This is a genomic window from Paracoccus maritimus (assembly GCF_025195095.1).
Classification (GTDB): Bacteria; Pseudomonadota; Alphaproteobacteria; order Rhodobacterales; family Rhodobacteraceae; genus Paracoccus; species Paracoccus maritimus.
This window is the reverse complement of sequence record NZ_JANAVZ010000001.1, coordinates 496,780-516,828: the sequence shown is the minus strand read 5'-3', so window position 1 is coordinate 516,828 and position 20,049 is coordinate 496,780. Positions and strand designations below refer to the sequence as shown.

20 protein-coding genes are annotated in these 20,049 nt (G+C 65.2%); 6 read left to right on the top strand and 14 right to left on the bottom strand.

The annotated features are described in order from the left end of the window. Positions 1 to 5: 5 nt before the first annotated feature. The 6 genes from MU516_RS02445 to MU516_RS02420 form a co-directional block, all read right to left on the bottom strand. Positions 6 to 641 (bottom strand): trimeric intracellular cation channel family protein, encoded by a 636-nt coding sequence (locus MU516_RS02445; protein ID WP_260275595.1) that lies wholly within the window; start codon positions 639 to 641, stop codon positions 6 to 8. Continuing rightward, positions 638 to 1,087: a ribonuclease HI gene (gene rnhA, locus MU516_RS02440; RefSeq protein WP_260275594.1), complete on the bottom strand. Its 450-nt coding sequence runs from the start codon at positions 1,085 to 1,087 to the stop codon at positions 638 to 640. The genes MU516_RS02445 and rnhA overlap by 4 nt, the downstream gene beginning before the upstream one ends. Next, entirely contained in the window at positions 1,084 to 1,686 is a 603-nt protein-coding gene (locus MU516_RS02435) for a LysE family translocator (protein ID WP_260275593.1), read from the bottom strand. Before MU516_RS02435 ends, rnhA begins: the two co-directional genes overlap by 4 nt. After that, entirely contained in the window at positions 1,683 to 2,288 is a 606-nt protein-coding gene (locus MU516_RS02430) for a glutathione S-transferase family protein (RefSeq protein ID WP_260275592.1), read from the bottom strand. Before MU516_RS02430 ends, MU516_RS02435 begins: the two co-directional genes overlap by 4 nt. A gap of 39 nt (positions 2,289 to 2,327) precedes the next feature. Beyond that, complete coding sequence (gene ispH, locus MU516_RS02425; protein ID WP_260275591.1) at positions 2,328 to 3,284, bottom strand: 4-hydroxy-3-methylbut-2-enyl diphosphate reductase; 957 nt, start codon at positions 3,282 to 3,284, stop codon at positions 2,328 to 2,330. Positions 3,285 to 3,418: 134 nt separating this feature from the next. Next, entirely contained in the window at positions 3,419 to 4,876 is a 1,458-nt protein-coding gene (locus MU516_RS02420; protein ID WP_260275590.1) for a cobyric acid synthase, read from the bottom strand. Between the two features lie 73 nt (positions 4,877 to 4,949). Between MU516_RS02420 and secG the strand changes: the two genes are divergently transcribed. Together secG and pyrG are read left to right on the top strand one after the other, a co-directional pair. Beyond that, positions 4,950 to 5,477, top strand: a complete 528-nt coding sequence (secG, locus tag MU516_RS02415; protein WP_260275589.1) for a preprotein translocase subunit SecG — start codon at positions 4,950 to 4,952, stop codon at positions 5,475 to 5,477. 152 nt (positions 5,478 to 5,629) lie between these two features. Further along, positions 5,630 to 7,273 (top strand): CTP synthase, encoded by a 1,644-nt coding sequence (gene pyrG, locus MU516_RS02410; RefSeq protein WP_209054523.1) that lies wholly within the window; start codon positions 5,630 to 5,632, stop codon positions 7,271 to 7,273. 325 nt (positions 7,274 to 7,598) lie between these two features. On the opposite strand, the gene MU516_RS02405 is transcribed toward pyrG, so the two are convergent. Together MU516_RS02405 and MU516_RS02400 are read right to left on the bottom strand one after the other, a co-directional pair. Beyond that, complete coding sequence (locus tag MU516_RS02405) at positions 7,599 to 8,759, bottom strand: MFS transporter (protein WP_311319088.1); 1,161 nt, start codon at positions 8,757 to 8,759, stop codon at positions 7,599 to 7,601. A 50-nt stretch (positions 8,760 to 8,809) separates the two neighbouring features. Next, positions 8,810 to 9,361, bottom strand: a complete 552-nt coding sequence (locus tag MU516_RS02400; RefSeq protein WP_260275588.1) for a LabA-like NYN domain-containing protein — start codon at positions 9,359 to 9,361, stop codon at positions 8,810 to 8,812. A gap of 125 nt (positions 9,362 to 9,486) precedes the next feature. Here MU516_RS02400 and folK point away from each other — a divergent pair, with 125 nt between their 5' ends. The 4 genes from folK (at position 9,487) to MU516_RS02380 (ending at position 13,369) form a co-directional block, all read left to right on the top strand. After that, complete coding sequence (folK, locus tag MU516_RS02395; RefSeq protein WP_260275587.1) at positions 9,487 to 10,083, top strand: 2-amino-4-hydroxy-6-hydroxymethyldihydropteridine diphosphokinase; 597 nt, start codon at positions 9,487 to 9,489, stop codon at positions 10,081 to 10,083. 71 nt (positions 10,084 to 10,154) lie between these two features. Beyond that, positions 10,155 to 10,508, top strand: a complete 354-nt coding sequence (rpoZ, locus tag MU516_RS02390; RefSeq protein ID WP_209054528.1) for a DNA-directed RNA polymerase subunit omega — start codon at positions 10,155 to 10,157, stop codon at positions 10,506 to 10,508. Between the two features lie 28 nt (positions 10,509 to 10,536). Further along, a complete protein-coding gene (locus MU516_RS02385; protein WP_260275586.1) occupies positions 10,537 to 12,654 on the top strand; it encodes a RelA/SpoT family protein in 2,118 nt (705 codons plus the stop codon). Positions 12,655 to 12,694: 40 nt separating this feature from the next. Next, entirely contained in the window at positions 12,695 to 13,369 is a 675-nt protein-coding gene (locus MU516_RS02380; RefSeq protein ID WP_260275585.1) for a DUF2062 domain-containing protein, read from the top strand. Between the two features lie 3 nt (positions 13,370 to 13,372). Here the strand turns inward: MU516_RS02380 and MU516_RS02375 are convergent, their stop codons facing one another. From MU516_RS02375 to MU516_RS02350, 6 genes are read right to left on the bottom strand one after another with little or no spacing between them, the layout of a single operon-like run. Beyond that, positions 13,373 to 14,281, bottom strand: coding sequence for a 2-hydroxyacid dehydrogenase (locus MU516_RS02375; protein WP_260275584.1), 909 nt, complete (start codon positions 14,279 to 14,281; stop codon positions 13,373 to 13,375). Positions 14,282 to 14,285: 4 nt separating this feature from the next. After that, a complete protein-coding gene (rodA, locus tag MU516_RS02370; protein WP_260275583.1) occupies positions 14,286 to 15,425 on the bottom strand; it encodes a rod shape-determining protein RodA in 1,140 nt (379 codons plus the stop codon). Positions 15,426 to 15,437: 12 nt separating this feature from the next. Next, positions 15,438 to 17,384 (bottom strand): penicillin-binding protein 2, encoded by a 1,947-nt coding sequence (mrdA, locus tag MU516_RS02365; RefSeq protein ID WP_260275582.1) that lies wholly within the window; start codon positions 17,382 to 17,384, stop codon positions 15,438 to 15,440. Beyond that, entirely contained in the window at positions 17,381 to 17,920 is a 540-nt protein-coding gene (locus MU516_RS02360; RefSeq protein WP_260275581.1) for a rod shape-determining protein MreD, read from the bottom strand. Before MU516_RS02360 ends, mrdA begins: the two co-directional genes overlap by 4 nt. Beyond that, entirely contained in the window at positions 17,913 to 18,854 is a 942-nt protein-coding gene (gene mreC, locus MU516_RS02355) for a rod shape-determining protein MreC (RefSeq protein WP_260275580.1), read from the bottom strand. Before mreC ends, MU516_RS02360 begins: the two co-directional genes overlap by 8 nt. Before the next feature lie 23 nt (positions 18,855 to 18,877). After that, on the bottom strand, positions 18,878 to 19,912 hold the full coding sequence (locus tag MU516_RS02350; protein WP_209054536.1) for a rod shape-determining protein: 1,035 nt from the start codon (positions 19,910 to 19,912) through the stop codon (positions 18,878 to 18,880). Positions 19,913 to 20,049 lie beyond the last annotated feature (137 nt).

The following is a 20,049-nucleotide window of genomic DNA, read 5'->3' as shown; positions in this document are numbered from 1 at the left end:
TGCGATCAGCCGCGCGACCGGGGCGGACGCGGTCTGTAGACCGGCAGCCGCCATCCCCAGATCATGCTGCCCGCGCGCAGCACCCATGCGGCGGCCGCGCAGGCGATCAGCGCTTGGCTGGCCTGCAACCCAGCCCAGACCAGGATCACCGCGCTTGCCGCACCGCCGAACGCGGCAGTCAGATACAGTTCGCCCTGCTTCAGCACCAGCGGCACCTCGTTGCCGACCACATCGCGCATCAACCCGCCGAACGTGCCCGTGACGACCCCCATGATGATCACGATCACCGGACCAAGGCCGCTTTCCATCGCGACTCCGACCCCGGCCGCGACTGCCACGGCCAAGGCCACGCTGTCCAGCCAGACCAGCAGGCGGTAGCGGCTTTCGAAAAGATGCGCAGTCCAGAAGACCAGCAGCGCGGCGCCCGCCGCGATCAGCACATAGGCGGGCTGGGCCACCCAGAATACCACCCGCCCCAGGATCAGGTCGCGCAGCGTGCCGCCGCCAACCGCAGTCAGCGACGCCATGAAGACAAAGCCCACCGGGTCCAGCTGCGCCCGGCTGGCGACCAGCGCGCCGGTCAGCGCAAACACCAGGACCGAGCCATAGTCCAGCGCCGCGACCAGCGCATCAGGCGTCATTTGAACGGCGCCATCCCGGCGCGTGCAAGTTCGTCGGCGCGTTCATTCTCGGCATGTCCCGCATGGCCCTTGATCCAGCGCCATTCGACATCGTGACGCGCCTGCGCGTGATCCAGACGCTGCCACAATTCGACATTCTTGACTGGCTTCCTGTCGGCAGTGCGCCAGCCGTTCCGCTTCCAGCCATGGATCCACTGGCTGACCCCGTTCTTGACATAGGCGCTGTCGGTCACGATCACGATGCGGCTTGGTCGGGTCAGTGCCTCAAGCGCCGATATCGCGGCCATCAGCTCCATCCGGTTATTGGTCGTGGCCGCCTCGCCGCCCTGCAATTCGCGTTCCTTTACGACAGTCTCGCCGTCAAGGGCGCGCATCAGAACACCCCAACCACCGGGGCCGGGATTGCCGCTGCACGCGCCGTCGGTCCATGCAAACAGATCCGTCACGCGCGGCTGACCGCCAGTTTCAGGCCAAGTGCCGCGAAGGACGCCGCAAAGCCACGGCGCAACCAACGCATCGCGCGATCCGATGACAGGACCGCATCGCGGCCACTGGCGGCCAGCGCGGCGTAGCCGACAAACACCGCAAAGGTCATCGCCGCAAAGGCCAGACCCAGTTCCACCAGCGCGCCGGTCCCCGCCCCGGCGGGCAGGAATTGCGGCAGGAAGGCCATGAAGAACATCGGCAGCTTCGGGTTCAGCAGGTTCAGCATGATGCCGCGCCGGACGATGACACGTGCTGCCACACGATCGCCGGGGCGGAATTGCAAGCCGCCCTCAGCCTGCAGGATGCCCCATGCCATCCACAGCAGATAGGCGACGCCCGCGAACTTCACCGCCTGGAACAGCAATGCGCTGGCATGCAGCAACGCGGCCAGACCGGCCATCGCCATCAGCATGTGAAGGATCGGCGGGATGGTGCAGCCGATCGCCGCCCACAGCCCGGCCCGAAATCCGCCCGACAGCGTGGATGACAGCGTGTAGATGACGCCGACGCCGGGGGCGACACAGACGATGAAGGCCGTGAGAAGGAACTCGATGCTCATTGGTCCAGCCTTGTGAAACCGGGCATCCCCTCGACACGGGCCAGCCATGATGTGAGATCGGGAAATCTGGTCAGATCATAGCCGCCGCGCGTCCCGGCAGTGTGGGTATAGGCATACAGACACAGATCGGCCAGGCTGGCCGTCTGGCCGACCAGCCAGTCGCGCCCCTTCAACGCATCCTCCATCACCTGCAACAGCGCGTGACCGCGTTCCAGCAGATCGGCCAGCCTCTCGGGCGTCGCATCCGCGGCGCGGTGGGGATAGCTGACCAGCGCCTGACGGACGGCAATGACCGGTTCGTGATTGTATTGTTCCCAGAACATCCAGCCCAGCATCTGCGCGCGCAGCACGGCATCTTCTGGGATGAAGTCGCTTCCCTCGCCCAGATACCACAGGATTGCGTTGGATTCGCCCAGCACGCGGCCATCGTCCAGCAGCAGCGCCGGAACCTTGCCATAGGGCAGCGTTCCATCCGCCTTGGACCGCGCCAGCGCGTCCGAGCCGTATTCGCAATCGACGATCTCGGCGACGCGCCGGGTCAGAGCCAGGATCAGCCGGACCTTGTAACTGTTCCCCGAGGACGGCATCGAATACAGCCGCATGATCGCCCCTTTTCCCTGTCAGAACGGCCGAAGCCCGGTCTATGCCGGTTCGCGCAGCACGCGCGGAACCTTGAATTCAACGTTCTCTTGCGCGGTTTCCACCACTTCGACCGTCACATCGAAACGCGCGCGAAAGGCGTCGATCACTTCGGTGATCAGCACTTCGGGCGCGCTGGCGCCAGCGGTGACACCGACGGCGCGAATGCCGTCGATCGCGCGCCAGTCGATCTGATCGGCGCGCATGACCAGTTGCGAATAGGCGCAGCCCGAGGCCTTGCCCACCTCGACCAGACGCTTGGAATTGCTGGAGTTCTGCGCACCGATCACCAGCAGCGCATCGATCATCGGCGCCACCGCCTTGACCGCCGCCTGGCGATTCGTGGTGGCGTAGCAGATATCTTCCTTGGCCGGCCCTATGATCGAGGGGAAGCGCGCCTGAAGCGCTGCCACGATCCCGGCGGTGTCATCGACCGACAACGTGGTCTGGGTGATGAATGCCAGCCGGTCCGGATCGCGCGGGGCGATCTGCGCGACATCGGACGCCGTCTCGACCAGGATCACCTCGCCCTCCGGCAATTGTCCCATTGTTCCAAGGACTTCCGGGTGCCCGGCATGGCCGATCATGACCATCTGCAGCCCTGCGGCGTGGTGGCGTTCGGCCTCGACATGAACCTTGCTGACCAGGGGACAGGTCGCGTCCACGAACACCATCTCGCGCCTGCGTGCCTCGGCCGGGACGGCCTTGGGCACGCCATGGGCGGAAAAGATCACCGGCCGGTCATCGGGGCATTCATCCAGTTCCTCGACGAAGACAGCGCCTTTTTCACGAAGCGAATCAACGACATACTTGTTGTGGACGATCTCGTGCCGGACATAGACCGGGGCGCCCCATTTCTGCAGCGCCATTTCGACGATCTTGATGGCGCGGTCGACGCCGGCGCAGAACCCGCGCGGCGCGGCAAGATAAAGGGTCAAAGGCGGCTTGGCGTGTTCCATGCCGTTGACCTAGCGCGACCGGGCCATTTCGTCCAGCGTCAGGACGGTCACGATGCGTCCACCGCCGATGCACCGCGCGTGCACAGGCTGTACACAGCTGCCGGGCGTTGCGTGTTGCGTGTTGCGTCCCCGGGTCATGGGGCTTCGGGCAAGGAACAAGCATCGGATGCCACGGCCAGCAGCCCGGTGACATCCAGATGCGCCTCGAGATGGTCGGCCAGCCGGTCCAGCGTCGCCTCGACGCCCGCCTCGTAGCCCGGCTGTGATGTGGTGCCGAGCCGCGACAGATAGGCAGCGCGGAAGCCGTCATCGGAAAACAGCCCGTGCAGATAGGTGCCGGCGATACTGCCATCCGCGCTGATCGCGCCGTCAGGGGCAGGCATATGCGCGAAGGGTCGTGCGCAGTCGGGGCCGTGGCTGCGGCCCATGTGAATCTCGTAGCCGGTGACATTCCGACCCAGCGCGGTGCCCGAGACCCGTTCCAGCCGCTTGTCGGACGCCATGTCCGTGTCGATGCTCAGGAGACCCAGACCGGGCGTTTCGCCCGCGATGCCGTCGCGCCCCGAGGGGTCGCGGATCGTTCGTCCCAACATCTGATAGCCGCCACAGAGCCCCAGAACATGTCCGCCGCGGCGCACATGCGCGGCAAGGTCGATGTCCCAGCCCTGCGCACGCAGGAACGCCAAATCGCCAAGCGTTGACTTGGTGCCGGGAATCACGACCAGATCGGCATCGCCGGGAATCGGCCGTCCCGGCCCCAGCATCGTCAGGCGGACGCCGGGTTCCGCCGCCAGCGGGTCGAGATCGTCGAAATTCGCGATCCGCGACAGCGTCAGGCAGACGACATGGACCCCCTGCCCGGTCGAGGCGCGCAGATCCACCGCATCCTCGGCCGGCAGCCGGTGGGCGTCGGCAAACCACGGAACCACGCCGAAGCCGAGCCAGCCGGTGCGGTCGGCGATATGACGGTATCCGTCATCGAACAGGCGCGGATCGCCGCGGAACTTGTTGATCAGGAAACCGCGGATCATTGCCGCGTCGCCCGGGTCGATCACCGCCTGCGTGCCGACGATCTGGGCGATCACCCCGCCCCGGTCGATGTCACCGGCCAGCACCACCGGAACCCCGGCCGCGCGGGCGAACCCCATATTGGCGATGTCGCGGGGCCGCAGATTGACCTCGGCCGGGCTGCCCGCGCCCTCGACGATCACCAGATCATGCGCCGAGGACAGGCGATGAAAGCTGTCCAGCACCCCGGCCATCAGTCGTGCGCGCAGCGCCGCATAGTCGCGCGCCTCGGCCCGCGCGATGGCGCGGCCCTGCAGCACCACCTGTGCGCCGGTGTCCGTCTCGGGCTTCAGCAGGACCGGGTTCATGTCGGTCAGCGGATCAAGACCGCAGGCCCGCGCCTGCAGCGCCTGGGCCCGGCCGATCTCGCCGCCGTCGCGCGTCACGGCGGCGTTGTTCGACATGTTCTGCGGCTTGAACGGTGCGACCCCGATGCCGCGCCGCCGTGCCGCGCGGCAAAGACCTGCGACCAGCATCGACTTGCCGACATTCGAGCCTGTGCCCTGAATCATCACTGCCGGCATCACGGACACTCTGCTTGCCATCACCTGCATCGGTGACTAGATAGGCGCGTCCGCAAATGAAAGGCCGAATTCCGTGCAAAACGTCGTGCTGACCATCCACCTGATCCTGGCGGTGCTGCTGACCGGGGTCGTGCTGCTGCAACGGTCCGAGGGTGGCGGGCTTGGCATGGGCGGCGGCAGCGGCGGCGGCGTCATGAGCGGACGTCAGGCCGCCAATGCGATGACCCGGCTGACCTGGGTGTTCGGCATCGCGATCTTTTGCACGTCGATCGGGCTGACGGTGATTGCCGCCCGCGAGGCCTCGGACGGATCGATCATGGATCAGATTGGTGTGCCCGAACAGCAACAGGCCCCCGATTCGAACCTGCCGAACCTGCCGGCCTATACCCCGCCCCCCTCGACCGGCGGCGATCCGCTGACACCGCCGGCGCCGGATGCGCCCGCGGCCAGCGCACCGGCCCCTGCAGCGCCTGAAAACGAGGCGCCGGCAGCGGATGCGGTGACACCGCCCGCCGCCGAGGCACCGGCCGAAACCGCAGCCCCCGAGGCCGCGTCCGATCCCGCGCCGGAAGAACCAGCCGCCCCCGCGACGTCGAACTGACGCCATACAACAATTTGGGGCAGAATATTTCTGCCCTACATCAACTTGCGGTCCGTTGCGGCCACGGGGCGAATCGTCTATATCTTTAGTCCCGTGATGCAGACGCTTCGGCGGTCCGCAGATCATCGAATTTTGCACATCACGGGGTCTTCATGGCGCGTTACATCTTCATCACCGGCGGCGTGGTATCGTCCCTTGGCAAGGGGCTGGCCTCGGCGGCGCTGGGGGCGCTGTTGCAGGCGCGCGGCTTTACCGTCAGGCTGCGCAAGCTGGACCCCTATCTGAACGTCGATCCGGGCACGATGAGCCCGTTCGAGCATGGCGAGGTGTTCGTCACCGATGACGGTGCCGAAACCGATCTGGACCTGGGCCACTACGAACGCTTCACCGGCGTTGCGGCGCGCAGGACCGACAGCGTGTCCTCGGGGCGGATCTATTCCAACGTGCTGGAAAAGGAACGGCGCGGCGAATATCTGGGCAAGACCATTCAGGTCATTCCGCACGTCACCAACGAAATCAAGGATTTCATTGGCATCGGCGAGGACGAGGTCGATTTCATGCTGTGCGAGATCGGCGGCACGGTGGGTGACATCGAGGGCCTGCCCTTCTTCGAGGCGATTCGCCAGTTCACCCATGAACGCCCCCGCGGCCAGTGCATCCTGATGCATCTGACGCTGCTGCCCTATCTGGCGGCCTCGGGCGAGTTGAAGACCAAGCCCACGCAGCACAGCGTCAAGGAACTGCAGTCGATCGGCCTTGCCCCCGATGTGCTGGTCTGCCGGTCCGAGCATCCGATCCCGGAAAAGGAACGCGCCAAGATCGCGCTGTTCTGCAATGTCCGCCCCGATGCCGTGATCCCGGCCTATGACCTGAAATCGATCTACGAGGCGCCCCTGGCCTATCACCGCGCCGGGCTGGACCGCGCCGTGCTGGATGCCTTTGCGATCAGCCCCGCGCCGCGTCCGGACCTGTCGAAATGGGAAGACGTGATGGACCGGCTGGACAATGCCGAGGGACAGGTCAACATCGCCGTGGTCGGCAAATATACCCAGCTTGAGGACGCCTATAAGTCCATCGCCGAGGCGCTGACCCATGGCGGCATGGCCAACCGCGTCCGGGTCAAGGCCGACTGGGTGGACAGCGAACAGCTGGAAGGCGAAGGCGCGCATCTTCTGGACGGCTATCATGGCATCATCGTGCCCGGCGGCTTCGGTGAACGTGGCACCGAAGGCATGATCACCGCCGCGAAATACGCCCGCGAGAAGGACGTGCCCTATCTGGGCATCTGCCTGGGGATGCAGATGGCGGTGATCGAGGCGGCGCGGAATCTGGCCGACATGCCCGATGCCGGGTCCGAGGAGTTCGACCACGAGGCGGGCAAGACCCGCTTTACCCCGGTCGTCTATCACCTGAAGGAATGGGTGCAGGGCAATTATACGGTGCAGCGCAAGGTCGGTGACGACAAGGGCGGCACGATGCGGCTGGGTGCCTATACGGCGATGCTGGCCGAAGGGTCCAAGATCAGCGAGATCTATGGCGGCGCGACCGAGATGGAGGATCGCCACCGCCACCGCTATGAAGTGGACGCGAAATATCGCGAGGCGCTGGAGGCGGCGGGGCTGTCATTCTCGGGCATGTCGCCGGACGGCAAGCTGCCCGAGGTGATCGAGTATCGCGATCACCCTTGGTTCATCGGGGTTCAGTCGCATCCGGAACTGAAATCGAAACCCTTCGATCCGGCGCCCCTGTTCGCGGGCTTCGTGCGGGCCGCGATGGAGGAAGGGCGGCTGGTGTGAAGCTAGCCCGGCATCTCGACAGATCGGAGATGGCTTTCTCGAACCAGAGTTGTCGTGCACCAGCGTTGTGCTGCACATGCTCTTCCGAGCAGTAACGCAGTTCGTCATCGCTGGCGGCGCAGGAAAATTTTTCGACGTTAGCGATGGGAATCGAGATCAACGCTGACCTTCTATCCTGAGATAGATAGTTCAAGAGTTAGCTCTGTTCAGCTTTTGGTCTTTCTTTGACGGCCTGGCATATTCCTGCGGCGTCAGGTCAGCGAGGCTGGAGTGCGGGCGACAGTCGTGAAACGGAACCGCCGGAAACGTAGCTGGGGCGCAAAGTTCACCGCCGCCCTTCCGCCAATCGCTTCGCCTCCTGCATCCCGCGCAGCCGCAGCATCGCCCATGTGCCCACGACAGGCCCCGGCAGCAGGACGACAAAGGCCCATTGCCAGCCCCCCAGAAGTGCCGCGACCTGCGGCATCAGCCAGATCGCCAGAACGGTCAGCGCGAAACCGATGCTGACCTGCAACGTCAGGGCGGTGCCGATCAGACGGGGATCCGCAAGCTCGGTCACGGCGGCCGAGAACTGGGCGCTGTCGCCGATGATCGAGATACCCCAGATGACCGCGATCAGTGCCAGCAGCCAGGCGGGGCCGGTGAAGGCAAAGCCGATCAGCGCCGCACAGGTGCCGGACACCGCCATCATCCCGGCAGTCGTCAGGCAGCGGCCGATGCGGTCCGACAGCACCCCGCCAAGGATGCAGCCGACAACGCCCGATGCCACCACGATGAACGCAAAGAACGACGGTCCTCCGAACGGCATGACGCCGCTCTGCCCTGCCGCCGTCGCGAAGGCCAGGAACCACGCCCACATCGCATAAAGCTCCCACATATGCCCGAAATAACCGACATTGGCCAACAGGACCGGACGGTTGCGCAGGACGGCCAGCGCCTGACGCGGATCGAATGTCGCGCGACCGAAACCGTGCGGTCCCTCGCGCACCAGAAGCCCGAAGATCGCCGCCGAGCTGAGCGTGGCGGCGGTCGAGGCGATCACCACCACCCGCCAGTCGATGCCGCCGCCAAGGGCGCGAAACAGATGCGGCATCGACGATCCCAGCGTCAGCCCAGCAATCAGGAACCCCATCGCCAGCCCGCGTCCGCGCACGAACCATGTCGCCATCAGCTTCATGGCGGGCGGATACAAACCGGCCAGCGCCACACCGGTCACGAACCGCGCGGCAATCGCAGCCGCGAATCCCGGTTGAAGCAGCAGCACTGCGTTTGCCGCGGCGGCCAGCAGCGCCGACAGGGTGATCAGCCGCGTCATTCGCATGATGTCTGGCAGGTTCACCAGCGACGACGCAAGCGCGCCCAGGACAAAGCCGATCTGCACCGCGTTGGTCAGCCATCCCGCTTGAGCGGGGCTGAGGTGCCAGTCCCGGATCAGTTCGGGGATGATCGCGGTGGCGGAAAACCAGCAGGTCATCGCGCCGATCACGCCGGCGCAGATCAGCGCCAGCGCCAGCCAACGGTTTTCCGCGGCAGGGGTCAGGTCTCGGCCTGCTGAGGTTCGCGCGGGGGCCGGCCGATGATGTCGCGCAGGGCATCAAGTTCGATGAAGTTGTCGGCCTGACGGCGCAGATCATCCGCGATCATCGGTGGCTGCGACCGGATCGTGGACACGACCGAGACGCGGACCCCCTGACGCTGAAGCGACTCGACCAGCGGACGAAAATCGCCATCGCCCGAGAACAGCACGGCATGATCCAGACGCGGCGCAAGTTCCATGGCATCCACCGCAAGTTCGATGTCCATGTTGCCCTTGACCTTCCGCCGGCCCATGGCGTCGGTGTATTCCTTGGCGGGCTTGGTGACGACACAGTATCCGTTGTAGTGCAGCCAGTCGACCAAGGGACGGATGGGGGAATATTCCTCTCCGTCGATCAGGGCGGTGTAGTAATAGACGCGTGTCAGCTTGCCGCGGCGGTCGAATTCCTGCCGCAGTAATTTGTAATCTATATCAAATCCAAGCGATTTCGCGGCGGCGTATAAATTCGCGCCATCAATGAACATCGCCAGTCGATCATCCTTGTAGAACATTCGGTGTTGCCTTCAATCAGACTTCTTGTGTGTTATTTGCTTGGCGACGCGCAGTTTTTGTCCCAGCGACAGCTGGACCCGGGATGCGCATGTCGCAAGTGACAGGCTAGGATGGTTGGGCAGGCATGCGGAAGCTGTCTTTCGGTATCATATGTTTAGGCGCAAACCTGCCGTCGTCTGATCTTGGCGCAAGTGAGACGCTGCAATCAGCGGTAGGCATTCTGCATACTGAACCGGATATTTCAATAACCGCCGTCAGCAGAATCTGGCGGACCCCGGCGTATCCGCCTGGCTCGGGTCCGGATTACGCCAATGCGGCGGCGCTGATCCGAACGGCCCTGCAGCCCGAGGACCTGTTGGCGCGGCTGCACGCGATCGAGGCCCGCGCTGGTCGTGATCGCAGCACCGGACGCTGGTCGGCGCGCGTGCTGGATCTGGACCTGATCGCGCTGGACGACCTGGTGCTGCCCGACCCGCAGACGCATCGGCACTGGACCGGGCTTGATCCCGAACGACAGCGGCGCGAAGCCCCCGACAGGCTGATCCTGCCGCACCCGCGGATGCAGGACCGCGGCTTCGTGCTGGCCCCGCTGGCCGAGATCGCCCCGGACTGGCAACACCCGGTGACCGGGCGCAGCGTCGTGCAGATGCTGTGCGCGCTGCCGCCGGACGCGCTGGCCGGTATGGCACCGATGACGGCGGGCACGGCCACCTCAGCTTGACATTTCCCGGCTGCGCCATCACTACTCCGGTTTCGCCCCGGATACCCGATTCGCAAATGCACAGGTGACACATGGCCCGCGTAACGGTCGAAGACTGCGTCGACAAGGTTCCCAACCGTTTTGACCTGGTGATGCTGGCCGCGCACCGCGCGCGCGAGATCGCCTCGGGCAACGCGCCCACGGTGGACCGCGACAACGACAAGAACCCGGTCGTCGCGCTGCGCGAGATCGCCGAGGAAACCCAGCCGGTGGATGATCTGCGCGAGCGGATGATCGAATCGACCCAGACGCAGATCGAGGTCGATGAGCCAGAAGAGGACGCGATGGCGTTGCTGCTGGGGGCCGAGGTCGATCGGCCCAAGCCCGCCGACGAGGAATCCGAAGAGCGGATGCTGCGCATGATGCTGGAAGCCAACCAGCGCTAAGGCAGAACGGAAGAGGTCCTCGACAGGCATGATCGACGTCGAAGACCTCATTGCGCTTGTTCGCAACTACAACCCGCGCAGTGACGCGGAGCTGATCCGCGACGCCTATGAATACGGCATGCGGATGCATGAGGGGCAGTTCCGGCACTCGGGCGAGCCCTATTTCACCCACCCCATCGCGGTCGCCGCCATCCTGACCGAAATGCGGCTGGACGATGCCACCATCGTCACCGCCCTTCTGCACGATACCGTCGAGGATACCCGCTCCACCAAGGACGAGGTCTCGGCGATGTTTGGTGCCGAGATCGCCGAGCTGGTCGATGGCGTCACCAAGCTGACCAATCTGCAACTAAGCAGCGCGCAGTCGAAGCAGGCCGAGAATTTCCGCAAGCTGTTCATGGCAATGTCCCGCGATCTGCGGGTGATCCTGGTCAAGCTGGCCGACCGGCTGCACAACATGCGCACGATCCGCTCGATGCGGCCTGACAAGCAGGTGCAGAAGGCGCGGGAGACGATGGACATCTATGCGCCGCTGGCCGGGCGCATGGGCATGCAATGGATGCGCGAAGAGCTTGAGGATCTGGCCTTCAAGGTCATCAATCCCGAAGCCCGCAATTCGATCATCCGGCGTTTCGTCAGCCTGCAGAAGGAATCGGGCGATGTGATCGGCCAGATCACCGCCGATATCCGCGCCGAACTGGAAAAGGAACGGATCGACGCGGATGTGTTCGGCCGCGCGAAGAAACCGTTTTCCGTCTGGCGGAAAATGCAGGAAAAGCAGCTGGCCTTCTCGCGGCTGTCGGACATCTATGGCTTTCGGATCATCACCCGGAACGAGATGGACTGCTATCGCGCGCTTGGGGTGATCCATCATCGCTGGCGGGCGGTGCCCGGTCGGTTCAAGGACTATATCAGCCAGCCCAAGGCGAACGGTTATCGTTCGATCCACACCACCGTGTCGGGACGCGACGGCAAGCGGGTCGAGGTGCAGATCCGCACCCGGCAGATGCACGAGGTGGCCGAGGCGGGTGTCGCCGCGCATTGGGCCTATCGCGACGGCGTTCGCACCAAGAACCCGTTCGCGGTCGATCCGGCAGCCTGGATCGACAGCCTTGCCGACCGCCTGGACGGCGAGGATCACAACGAGTTTCTCGAGCATGTGAAGCTGGAGATGTATCAGGATCTGGTCTTCTGCTTTACGCCCAAGGGCGACGTGATGCAGCTGCCCAAGGGTGCGACGCCGATCGACTTTGCCTATGCCATTCACACGCGGCTGGGAAACAGCTGCGTTGGCGCCAAGGTGGACGGGATCCGCGTGCCACTGTGGACGCGGCTGAAGAACGGCCAGTCGGTCGATATCATCTCGGCCTCGGGCCAGCGTCCGCAGGCGACATGGCTGGACATCGTCGTGACCGGGCGGGCCAAGGCGGCGATCCGGCGGTCGCTGCGCGAAGAGGATCGCGACCGTTTCATCCGGCTGGGTCGCGAGCTGGTGCGCGTCAGTTTCGAACATGTCGGCCGCAAACCGACCGACAAGGCGCTGCGCACCGCCGCCAAACAGATGGGGTTGGCCAACGCCGATGACCTTCTGGCCCGGATCGGCAGTGCCGAGAATTCGGCCAAGGAAGTGCTGGACGTCCTGTATCCCGAACTGGCCGACGCGCCGCAGGATGAGATCGACCGCACGCGGCCCTTCGCGGGACTTGAGGCTGACGCGGAATTCCAGCGCGCGCCATGCTGCAACCCGCTGCCGGGCGAGCGGATCGTGGGCATCACCTATCGCGGCAGGGGCGTGGTCATTCACGCCATCGACTGTCCGGTGCTGGCCGAGTTCGAGGACAGCCCGGATCGCTGGGTCGATCTGCAATGGCGCGACGGACGCCATCCCGCCGCCTATTCGACCCTGCTGAATCTGACCATCCGGCATGATGCGGGGGTTCTGGGGCGCATCTGCGGGTTGATCGGGGCGCAGGGGGCGAATATCTCGAACCTCGAGTTCATTGACCGCAAGCCGGATTTCTACCGGATCGAGGTCGAGGTCGAGTTGCGGGACCATGAGCATCTGCACAACCTGCTGACCGCACTGGAGGCGGAAAGCGACGTGGCGCAGGTGGCACGGATCCGCGATCCGGCGCTGAAGCCGTAGGGCCGCGGTCGCGCGCCTTTGCGATAGATCGGGTGGGAAGTTGTTCAAGCGCCGCAAACCGCGCAGCTACGGCCAGATGGCCAGCGACATGATCTATCCGCGCGGCGGATGGCGCCGGGCGGGCACATATGTGCTGCACCGTGTGCGCAGGCTGCCGGATCAGCCGCACCGGATCGGCCGTGGCGTCGCGGCGGGCGTGTTCGTGTCGTTCACGCCGCTGTTCGGACTGCATTTCCTGTCCGGCGCGGCCTGTGCCTGGCTGATCGGCGGCAACATCCTTGCAGCTTTGCTGGCGACCTTTGTCGGAAATCCGGTCACCTTTCCCTTCATCGCCGTGCTGGCGGTCAGCCTTGGCCGGCAGTTGCTGGGCTTTGACGGCGATCTGGGCCCGCAGATGATCTTTGGCGAGTTCGCGCGCGCCAGCGCCGAGCTGTGGCACAATATCCGGTCGATTTTTGGCCCCGAAGAAGCCCATTGGGGCCATCTGGCCGAGTTCTTTCAACAGGTTTACTGGCCCTATGTCGTCGGCGGCACCATCATCGGGCTGGCGGTCAGCATCGCCGCGCATTACCTGACCGTGCCGGTGATCCGCGCCTATCACCGCAGGCGGCAGAAGAAGATGGCCGAACGGATCGCCAGGGTCACAGTGCATCGCCCGATCCAGACGACCGCGACGCCCGTGGCAACGCCAGACGATGACGATACGCGTCGCTGAGGGCTAGTATCCCTTCGTTCGGTCCACCAGATGCAGGATCGGCGCACCCGACATCGCGCGGCGCAGATTTTCGGCCACCACCGGGGCTGCGGTTTGAGGGCGCGTCTCGGCGGCGATGTGGGGGGTGACGGTCACGCCGGGATGGCCCCAGAACTGATGCGACGGCGGCAGGGGTTCGTCACGAAAGACATCCAGAACCGCGTGTCCCAGCTGCCCGCGATCCAGCGCGTCCAGAAGGGCGTCATCGTCGATCAACGTCCCGCGGCCTGGGTTTATCAGCCATGCCCCCTTGGGAAGATGCGCCAGCCGTGCCGCGTCCATCAGCCCGCGCGTGTCCGGGGTATCGGGCAGCAGCGTCACCAGGATGTCCGCCCGCTGCAATGCCTGATCCAGGTGGTCTCCGGGCAGGACCTCGACGCCGTCCACCGGTCGGCCCGACGCGCTGAATCCGGTCAACCGGAAGCCGATCGGCCGCAACATCGCGGCCACGGCACGGCCAAGTTCGCCCATGCCCAGAATCACGACATCGCGTTCCCGGGCCAAGGGCGGGATCTGACCGTTGCGCCAGTTCCCGTCCTGCAGATAGCGGTCCATCCCCAGATGCGCGCGCATGACCCAGCCCGTGCAGAATTCGGCCATGCCCTGTGCCAGCCCCGGATCGACCATCCGGGCCAGGGGTTGTGTCAGCGTCGGGTTGGTAACGATACGTTCGACCCCGGCCCAGAGGCTTTGGACAAGCCTTGCATTGCTGAAGGGGGACAGATCGTCGATCTCGCCGCCTGGGGCGTAGATGATGGCGTCGAAGCCTGCAGGGGCGCCGTCGCGCGCCAGATCCATCTCGGGGCAGGCCGACTGCAGGGCCGGCGCCCATTCGGACCACATCCTGTCGGGGGCTGCGAACAGGACCTTCATCGCGTCACCTTGGCCTGTGGACATGCGCGGACTGGACCATGCCGAAGCCCATCAGCAGGATCATCATCGCCGTGCCGCCATAGCTGACCAGCGGCAGCGGCGAGCCGACGACCGGCAGAAGCCCCATCACCATGCCCATGTTGATCGAAAAATAGACGAAGAACGTGCCGCTGATGCCGATGGTCAGCAGCGCGCCGAAACGGTCGCGGTTGGACAGCGCCGAGTAAAGACAGAAGCCGATGATCAGCGTGTAAAGCACCAGCAACGAGAACGCGCCAACGAAACCGAATTCCTCGGCCAGCACCGTAAAGATGAAGTCGGTCTGCTTCTCGGGCAGGAAGTTCAGCCGCGACTGCGTGCCTTGCATGAAACCGCGGCCCGACCAGCCGCCCGATCCCAGCGCGATCTGCGCCTGCGTGATGTTGTAGCCAGCGCCCAGGGGATCGACCGACGGGTCGATGAACGTATCGATGCGGCGGTACTGATAGTCCTTCAGCAACTGCCAGTCGGTTCCGCGGCTGGACATCACGGCATAGATCAGGCCACCGATCATGGTGAACACCGCGCCGAAATACCACAGCGACACGCCCGCCGCGAACATCAGGATTCCCCCCCCCGCGACCAGCATCAGCGAGGTGCCCAGATCCGGCTGCTTCAGCACCAGCGCGGTCGGCAGCAGGATCAGCGCCACCGGGATCAGCACCCAAAGCGGGCGGGACACACGGTTCACCGGCAGCATGTCGTAATAGGCGGCCAAGACCAGAACCAGCGCAATCTTCATCAGTTCCGAGGGTTGCAGCCGGATGGGACCGAATTCGATCCAGCGCTGCGCGCCCATGCCGATATCGCCGACCAGTTCCACCGCAACCAGCAGCAGAAGGCACAGCACATAGGAAAACACCGACACGCCGCGCCAGAACCACATCGGCACGAAGGCCAGCGCGAACATCGCCGCCATGCCAACGGCAAAGCGATACATCTGCGGTTTGGCCCAGGTGTCGGCCTGCCCGCCAGCGACGGAATACAGCATCACGAAGCCGAAACAGGCGACCGCCGACAGAAGGAACACCAGCGGCCAGTTCAGATGCAGGATCTTGCGCCACCCGGTCGGTGCCTGCGCAACCTGATAGTCAAGATAGGCCATCGCCGCCCCCTGTCACGCGCGGGTCCGGCCGGATTTCGGCGGATCGGGCGTGTAAAGATGCATGGCCTCGTGGCGCGCCTCCATCTCGGCGCGTTGGTCCGAGGGCACCGAATCCAGCGGCGGCAGCCCGCCTTCCAGCGCGAACAGCATGATGTCGCGGGCGATTGGTGCCGCGACCGCCGATCCGCCGCCGCCATGTTCGACGACCACCGACACGGCATAGCGGGGTGACTGAAACGGTGCATAGCAGACGAACAGCGCATGGTCGCGGCGATTCCACGGCAACTGTTCGTTGCGGACCACGCCCCGCGCGCGCTCGGCGGCGGTGATATTGCGGACCTGACTGGTTCCGGTCTTGCCGGCCATGCGCCAGTCGTCGCGCAGGATGCGGGACCGACGGGCCGTGCCATGAGCGCCGTTCATGACCGCGTCCATCCCGCCACGCGCCAGCCGCAGCCATGCCTCGTCGATCCCCAGCGGTTCTGCTTCGACCAGCGGCTGGGGAATACCGTCAAGCGCACGCACCAGACGCGGCACGATCACCCGGCCCGTTGCCACCCGCGAGGTCATGACCGCCAATTGCAGCGGCGACGCCAGCACATAGCCCTGCCCGATCGACGCGTTCAGACTGTCACCGATCTGCCATGGCTGGTCATAGCGGGCCTTCTTCCACGCCCGGTCAGGCGCGATCCCCTCGGCCACCGCCGACATCGGCAGGTCGTGCGTCACGCCGATCCCCAGCCGCCGGGCCATCGCCGCGATCCGGTCGATGCCGACGCGCTGCGCCAGTTCGTAGTAGAAGACGTCGCAGCTTTGTTCGAGGCTCTGGATCGGGTCCATCGAGCCGTGCCCGCCGCCCCGCCAGCAGTGGAACCGCCGGCCACCCACCTCGGTGAAGCCGGGGCAGTAGAAGCGCGACCCGCCATTGATCAGCCCCGCATCCAGCCCGGCCAGCAGCGTGACCATCTTGAAGGTCGATCCGGGCGGATAGACGCCCTGCACGGTCTTGTCGGCCAGCGGACGGTGATCGTGGCTCATCAGCGCGCGATAATCGGTACTGGAGATGCCGCGCACGAACTTGTTGGGGTCGAAGCTGGGCGAGGAACACATGGCCAGCAGATCGCCGGTCTGGACATCCATCACCACCGCCGCCGCGCTTTCCTGTCCCAGACGCTGCGCGGCATAGTTCTGCAACCGCGCGTCCACGGTCAGCTGCACCGTGGCGCCCTGTTCGCCCTCTTGCCGGCTCAGTTCGCGCATCTCGCGTCCGGCGCTGTTCACCTCGACCCGGCGGGCGCCGGCCTTGCCGCGCAGCACGCCCTCCAGCTTGGCTTCGGCACCGACCTTCCCAAGCTGGAATTCGGGCAGCATCAGCACCGGGTCCGGATCCTCGATCTTGGACAGGTCGTAATCCGACACCGGCCCGACATAGCCGACCACATGGGCCAGATCGCCGGCACGCGGATAGGCCCGCGACAGGCCGGATTCCGGCGTCACCCCCGCCAGCGACGGTGCGTTCACGGCGATCGAGCTGAACTGTTCCCAGCTCAGCCGGTCGGCCAACACGATGGGCGTGATCGCCGTGCGCCGGGAAAATTCCTCCATAAGCTCGGCCATGCGGGCGTCGCTGATCGGGATCAGCCGGGACAGTCGGCGCAGCACAGGCTCGACGTCGCCCCCAGCCTCTTCGCGGGTCAGGGTGACGCGGTAATTCTGTTCATTGCCCGCGATCACCAGTCCGTTGCGGTCATGGATCAGCCCGCGCGCCGGTGGCAACAGGCGGATCTTGATCGAGTTTCCGTCGGAGAGAAGGCGATATTCCTCGGCATGTTCCAGCTGCATCGACCGCAGCCGCAGCGCCAGCGTCGTCACCACCCCTAACTGGATACCGGCCAGCAACAGGCCCCGCCGACCGACCCGGCGGCTTCCGTCCTGCGTATCACGCGATGGTCTTTTCATCGGCTGTATCTCATCATTTCGGCCTCGGTCGCGGTGATCCGGCGCAGCCCGATCAGCCAGCGGGCCACGAACACCACCAGCGGATAGGCCGTCACCGTGGCGATCAGTTGCAGCATCACCTGTCCCAGCGGCGGGGGCTGCATCAGGAACAGCAGCAACACCACGCGATAGCCCAGCATCATCGCGCCGATCAGAATGGCGACGCGCAGCCATTCAACCATGAATGGCTGATCGCGCCAACGCCCCTCACGCAGCCGTGCGGCCTCGGTTCCCAGAAGAACCAGCACCGCCCACAACCCCAGCGGACGCAACAGCAGCACGTCTTCGGCCAGAAAGACCAGCGCGATCACCGGCGCGGCAAGTTGATCGGGGCGCCGCAGCACCCATGCGAAGGTCAGGCACAGCCCCAGATCCGGCCCCGGCCATCCGGTCAGGCCCGCCGACAAAGGCAGCAGCCGCACGAACAGCAGCGCGCCCATGCACAGCAAGAACAACGCCGTGCCGATCACCAGTTGCCGTCCCGGCGCCTCAATCATCTGCGCCCACCGAGGCCAGAGGGTCGGTAGCGCGGGCAGCCTCGACCGGCGAGGTCGGCAGTTCCGGCCCGATCAGGCCCTGATCGCCCGGACGGATGATCGCCCCGGAATCGACCACCGCCTCGGCGGGATGGGCGCGCAGCACGCGCAGAAACTCCAACCGGCCATAATCTGCTGCCATGCGCAGCCGCATCCGGCCATCGCTGGCCTGCACGACCTGTCCGACCAGAAGGCCGGGGGGAAAGACGCCGCCATCGCCCGATGTCACCACGCGATCGCCGGGTCGGACATTATCCGGCGCTTCGACGAAATCCAGCACCGGAAGCGGCGTGTTGTCGCCGTTCAGCAGCGCCCGGTCGCCCGATGGCTGGATCGTCACCGGGATGCGCGATGAAGGGTCGGTCAGCAGCACGACCCGGCTGGTCCGCTGCCCGACGCCCGAGATGCGCCCGACCAGACCCAGCCCGTCCATGGTCGCCCAGCCATCGACGATGCCGTCCTGCGCGCCCACGTTCAGAAGGACAGACTGGCGAAAGGCGGACCCGGAATCGACCATCACCACCCCGGTCACGCTGGTCAGGGCGGGGTCGATGCGGACATTGTTCTGCGCCAGCAGCTTGGAGTTTTCCTGTTCCAGCTGCACGGCGGCTTCTTTCCAGGCCTGCATCTTCTGCAGTTCGCGCCGCAATTCCTGGTTCTGTTCGTAGATGCGGGCATAGGACTGGAAACCCGCGACCATCTGGCTGAGCTGCGTGACCGGCGCGAAGGCCCATTCAAAGCTGGGCACGACACGGTCGATCAGCCCGGTCCGCATCCGTTCGGCACGCGGGCTGTCGATCCGCCAGAACAGGAACAATGCGATCAGCACAATCGCCAGCAGCGCGATCAGCACGCGCCTGACGGGTGTCGAGAAATCGGGTCCCTTGCGCGCCATTCAGGGCCTCCGCACGGGCGGCATCAACTGTCGTAGTCGATGACGTGGCGCAGTTGCTTTTCGAATTCAAGCGCCTTGCCGGTTCCCAGCGCGACGCAACTCATCGGCTGGTCGGCCAGGGTGATCGACAGACCGGTCTGCTCGCGCAGCGCCAGATCCAGATCGCCCAGCATCGCGCCGCCGCCGGTCAGCATCACACCGCGATCGACGATGTCGGCGGCAAGATCGGGGGGCGTCGATTCCAGCGCCACCATGACCGCCTCGCAGATGGCCTGCATCGGTTCGGTCAGCGCCTCGGCGATCATCGCCTGGCTGATCTCGATTTCCTTGGGGATGCCGTTCAACAGATCGCGACCGCGCACCATGATCGTGGCGCCCCGCCCATCGTCCGGCATCCGCGCGGTGCCGATCGAGGTCTTGACCCGCTCTGCGGTCGAATCGCCGATCAGCATGTTCTGGTTGCGCCGCAGATAGTTGATGATCGCCTCGTCCATGCGATCACCGCCGATCCGGACCGAACGCGCATAGACCACATCGCCCAGCGATAGCACCGCGACCTCGGTCGTGCCCCCGCCGATGTCGACGACCATCGACCCGGTCGGTTCGGTGATCGGCATGCCCGCGCCGATCGCGGCCGCGATCGGTTCGGCGATCAGGCCGGCCTTGCGGGCGCCGGCGGACAGGACCGACTGGCGGATCGCCCGCTTCTCGACCGGCGTTGCACCGTGGGGCACGCAAACGATGATCTTCGGCTTCGAGAAGGTGGTGCGCTTGAACACCTTCTTGATGAAATGCTTGATCATTTCCTCGGCGCTGTCGAAGTCCGCGATGACGCCTTCGCGCATCGGGCGGATCGCCTCGATGCTGCCGGGGGTGCGGCCCAGCATCAGCTTGGCATCCTCGCCCACGGCCAAGACCTGACGCTTGCCTTCCTTGACATGATACGCCACGACCGAGGGCTCGTTCAGGATGATGCCCTTGCCCTTGACGTAGATCAGCGTATTCGCCGTCCCGAGGTCGATTGCGATATCGGTCGAAAACAAACCGCCGAATGCCATGCCCGTATTCCTTTCGCGCCGGTTTCTCCGGCCCTGCCCGTTTCTGTAGCGCCCGATCAGGCTGTTGCCGTGCGGAATCGCCCGCGAAACGGCGTTGCCCCATATAGAAGGCTACGCGCCACCGGAAAAGCCCCGAT

Excerpts from the sequence above, each read along its gene's own strand:
- MU516_RS02445 (WP_260275595.1), bottom strand. The coding sequence starts at position 641 with ATGACGCCTGATGCGCTGGTCGCGGCGCTGGACTATGGCTCGGTCCTG.
- MU516_RS02435 (WP_260275593.1), bottom strand. The coding sequence starts at position 1,686 with ATGAGCATCGAGTTCCTTCTCACGGCCTTCATCGTCTGTGTCGCCCCC.
- MU516_RS02430 (WP_260275592.1), bottom strand. The coding sequence starts at position 2,288 with ATGCGGCTGTATTCGATGCCGTCCTCGGGGAACAGTTACAAGGTCCGG.
- ispH (WP_260275591.1), bottom strand. The coding sequence starts at position 3,284 with ATGGAACACGCCAAGCCGCCTTTGACCCTTTATCTTGCCGCGCCGCGC.
- MU516_RS02420 (WP_260275590.1), bottom strand. The coding sequence starts at position 4,876 with ATGCCGGCAGTGATGATTCAGGGCACAGGCTCGAATGTCGGCAAGTCG.
- pyrG (WP_209054523.1), top strand. The coding sequence starts at position 5,630 with ATGGCGCGTTACATCTTCATCACCGGCGGCGTGGTATCGTCCCTTGGC.
- MU516_RS02400 (WP_260275588.1), bottom strand. The coding sequence starts at position 9,361 with ATGTTCTACAAGGATGATCGACTGGCGATGTTCATTGATGGCGCGAAT.
- folK (WP_260275587.1), top strand. The coding sequence starts at position 9,487 with ATGCGGAAGCTGTCTTTCGGTATCATATGTTTAGGCGCAAACCTGCCG.
- rpoZ (WP_209054528.1), top strand. The coding sequence starts at position 10,155 with ATGGCCCGCGTAACGGTCGAAGACTGCGTCGACAAGGTTCCCAACCGT.
- MU516_RS02385 (WP_260275586.1), top strand. The coding sequence starts at position 10,537 with ATGATCGACGTCGAAGACCTCATTGCGCTTGTTCGCAACTACAACCCG.
- MU516_RS02375 (WP_260275584.1), bottom strand. The coding sequence starts at position 14,281 with ATGAAGGTCCTGTTCGCAGCCCCCGACAGGATGTGGTCCGAATGGGCG.
- rodA (WP_260275583.1), bottom strand. The coding sequence starts at position 15,425 with ATGGCCTATCTTGACTATCAGGTTGCGCAGGCACCGACCGGGTGGCGC.
- mrdA (WP_260275582.1), bottom strand. The coding sequence starts at position 17,384 with ATGAAAAGACCATCGCGTGATACGCAGGACGGAAGCCGCCGGGTCGGT.
- MU516_RS02360 (WP_260275581.1), bottom strand. The coding sequence starts at position 17,920 with ATGATTGAGGCGCCGGGACGGCAACTGGTGATCGGCACGGCGTTGTTC.
- mreC (WP_260275580.1), bottom strand. The coding sequence starts at position 18,854 with ATGGCGCGCAAGGGACCCGATTTCTCGACACCCGTCAGGCGCGTGCTG.
- MU516_RS02350 (WP_209054536.1), bottom strand. The coding sequence starts at position 19,912 with ATGGCATTCGGCGGTTTGTTTTCGACCGATATCGCAATCGACCTCGGG.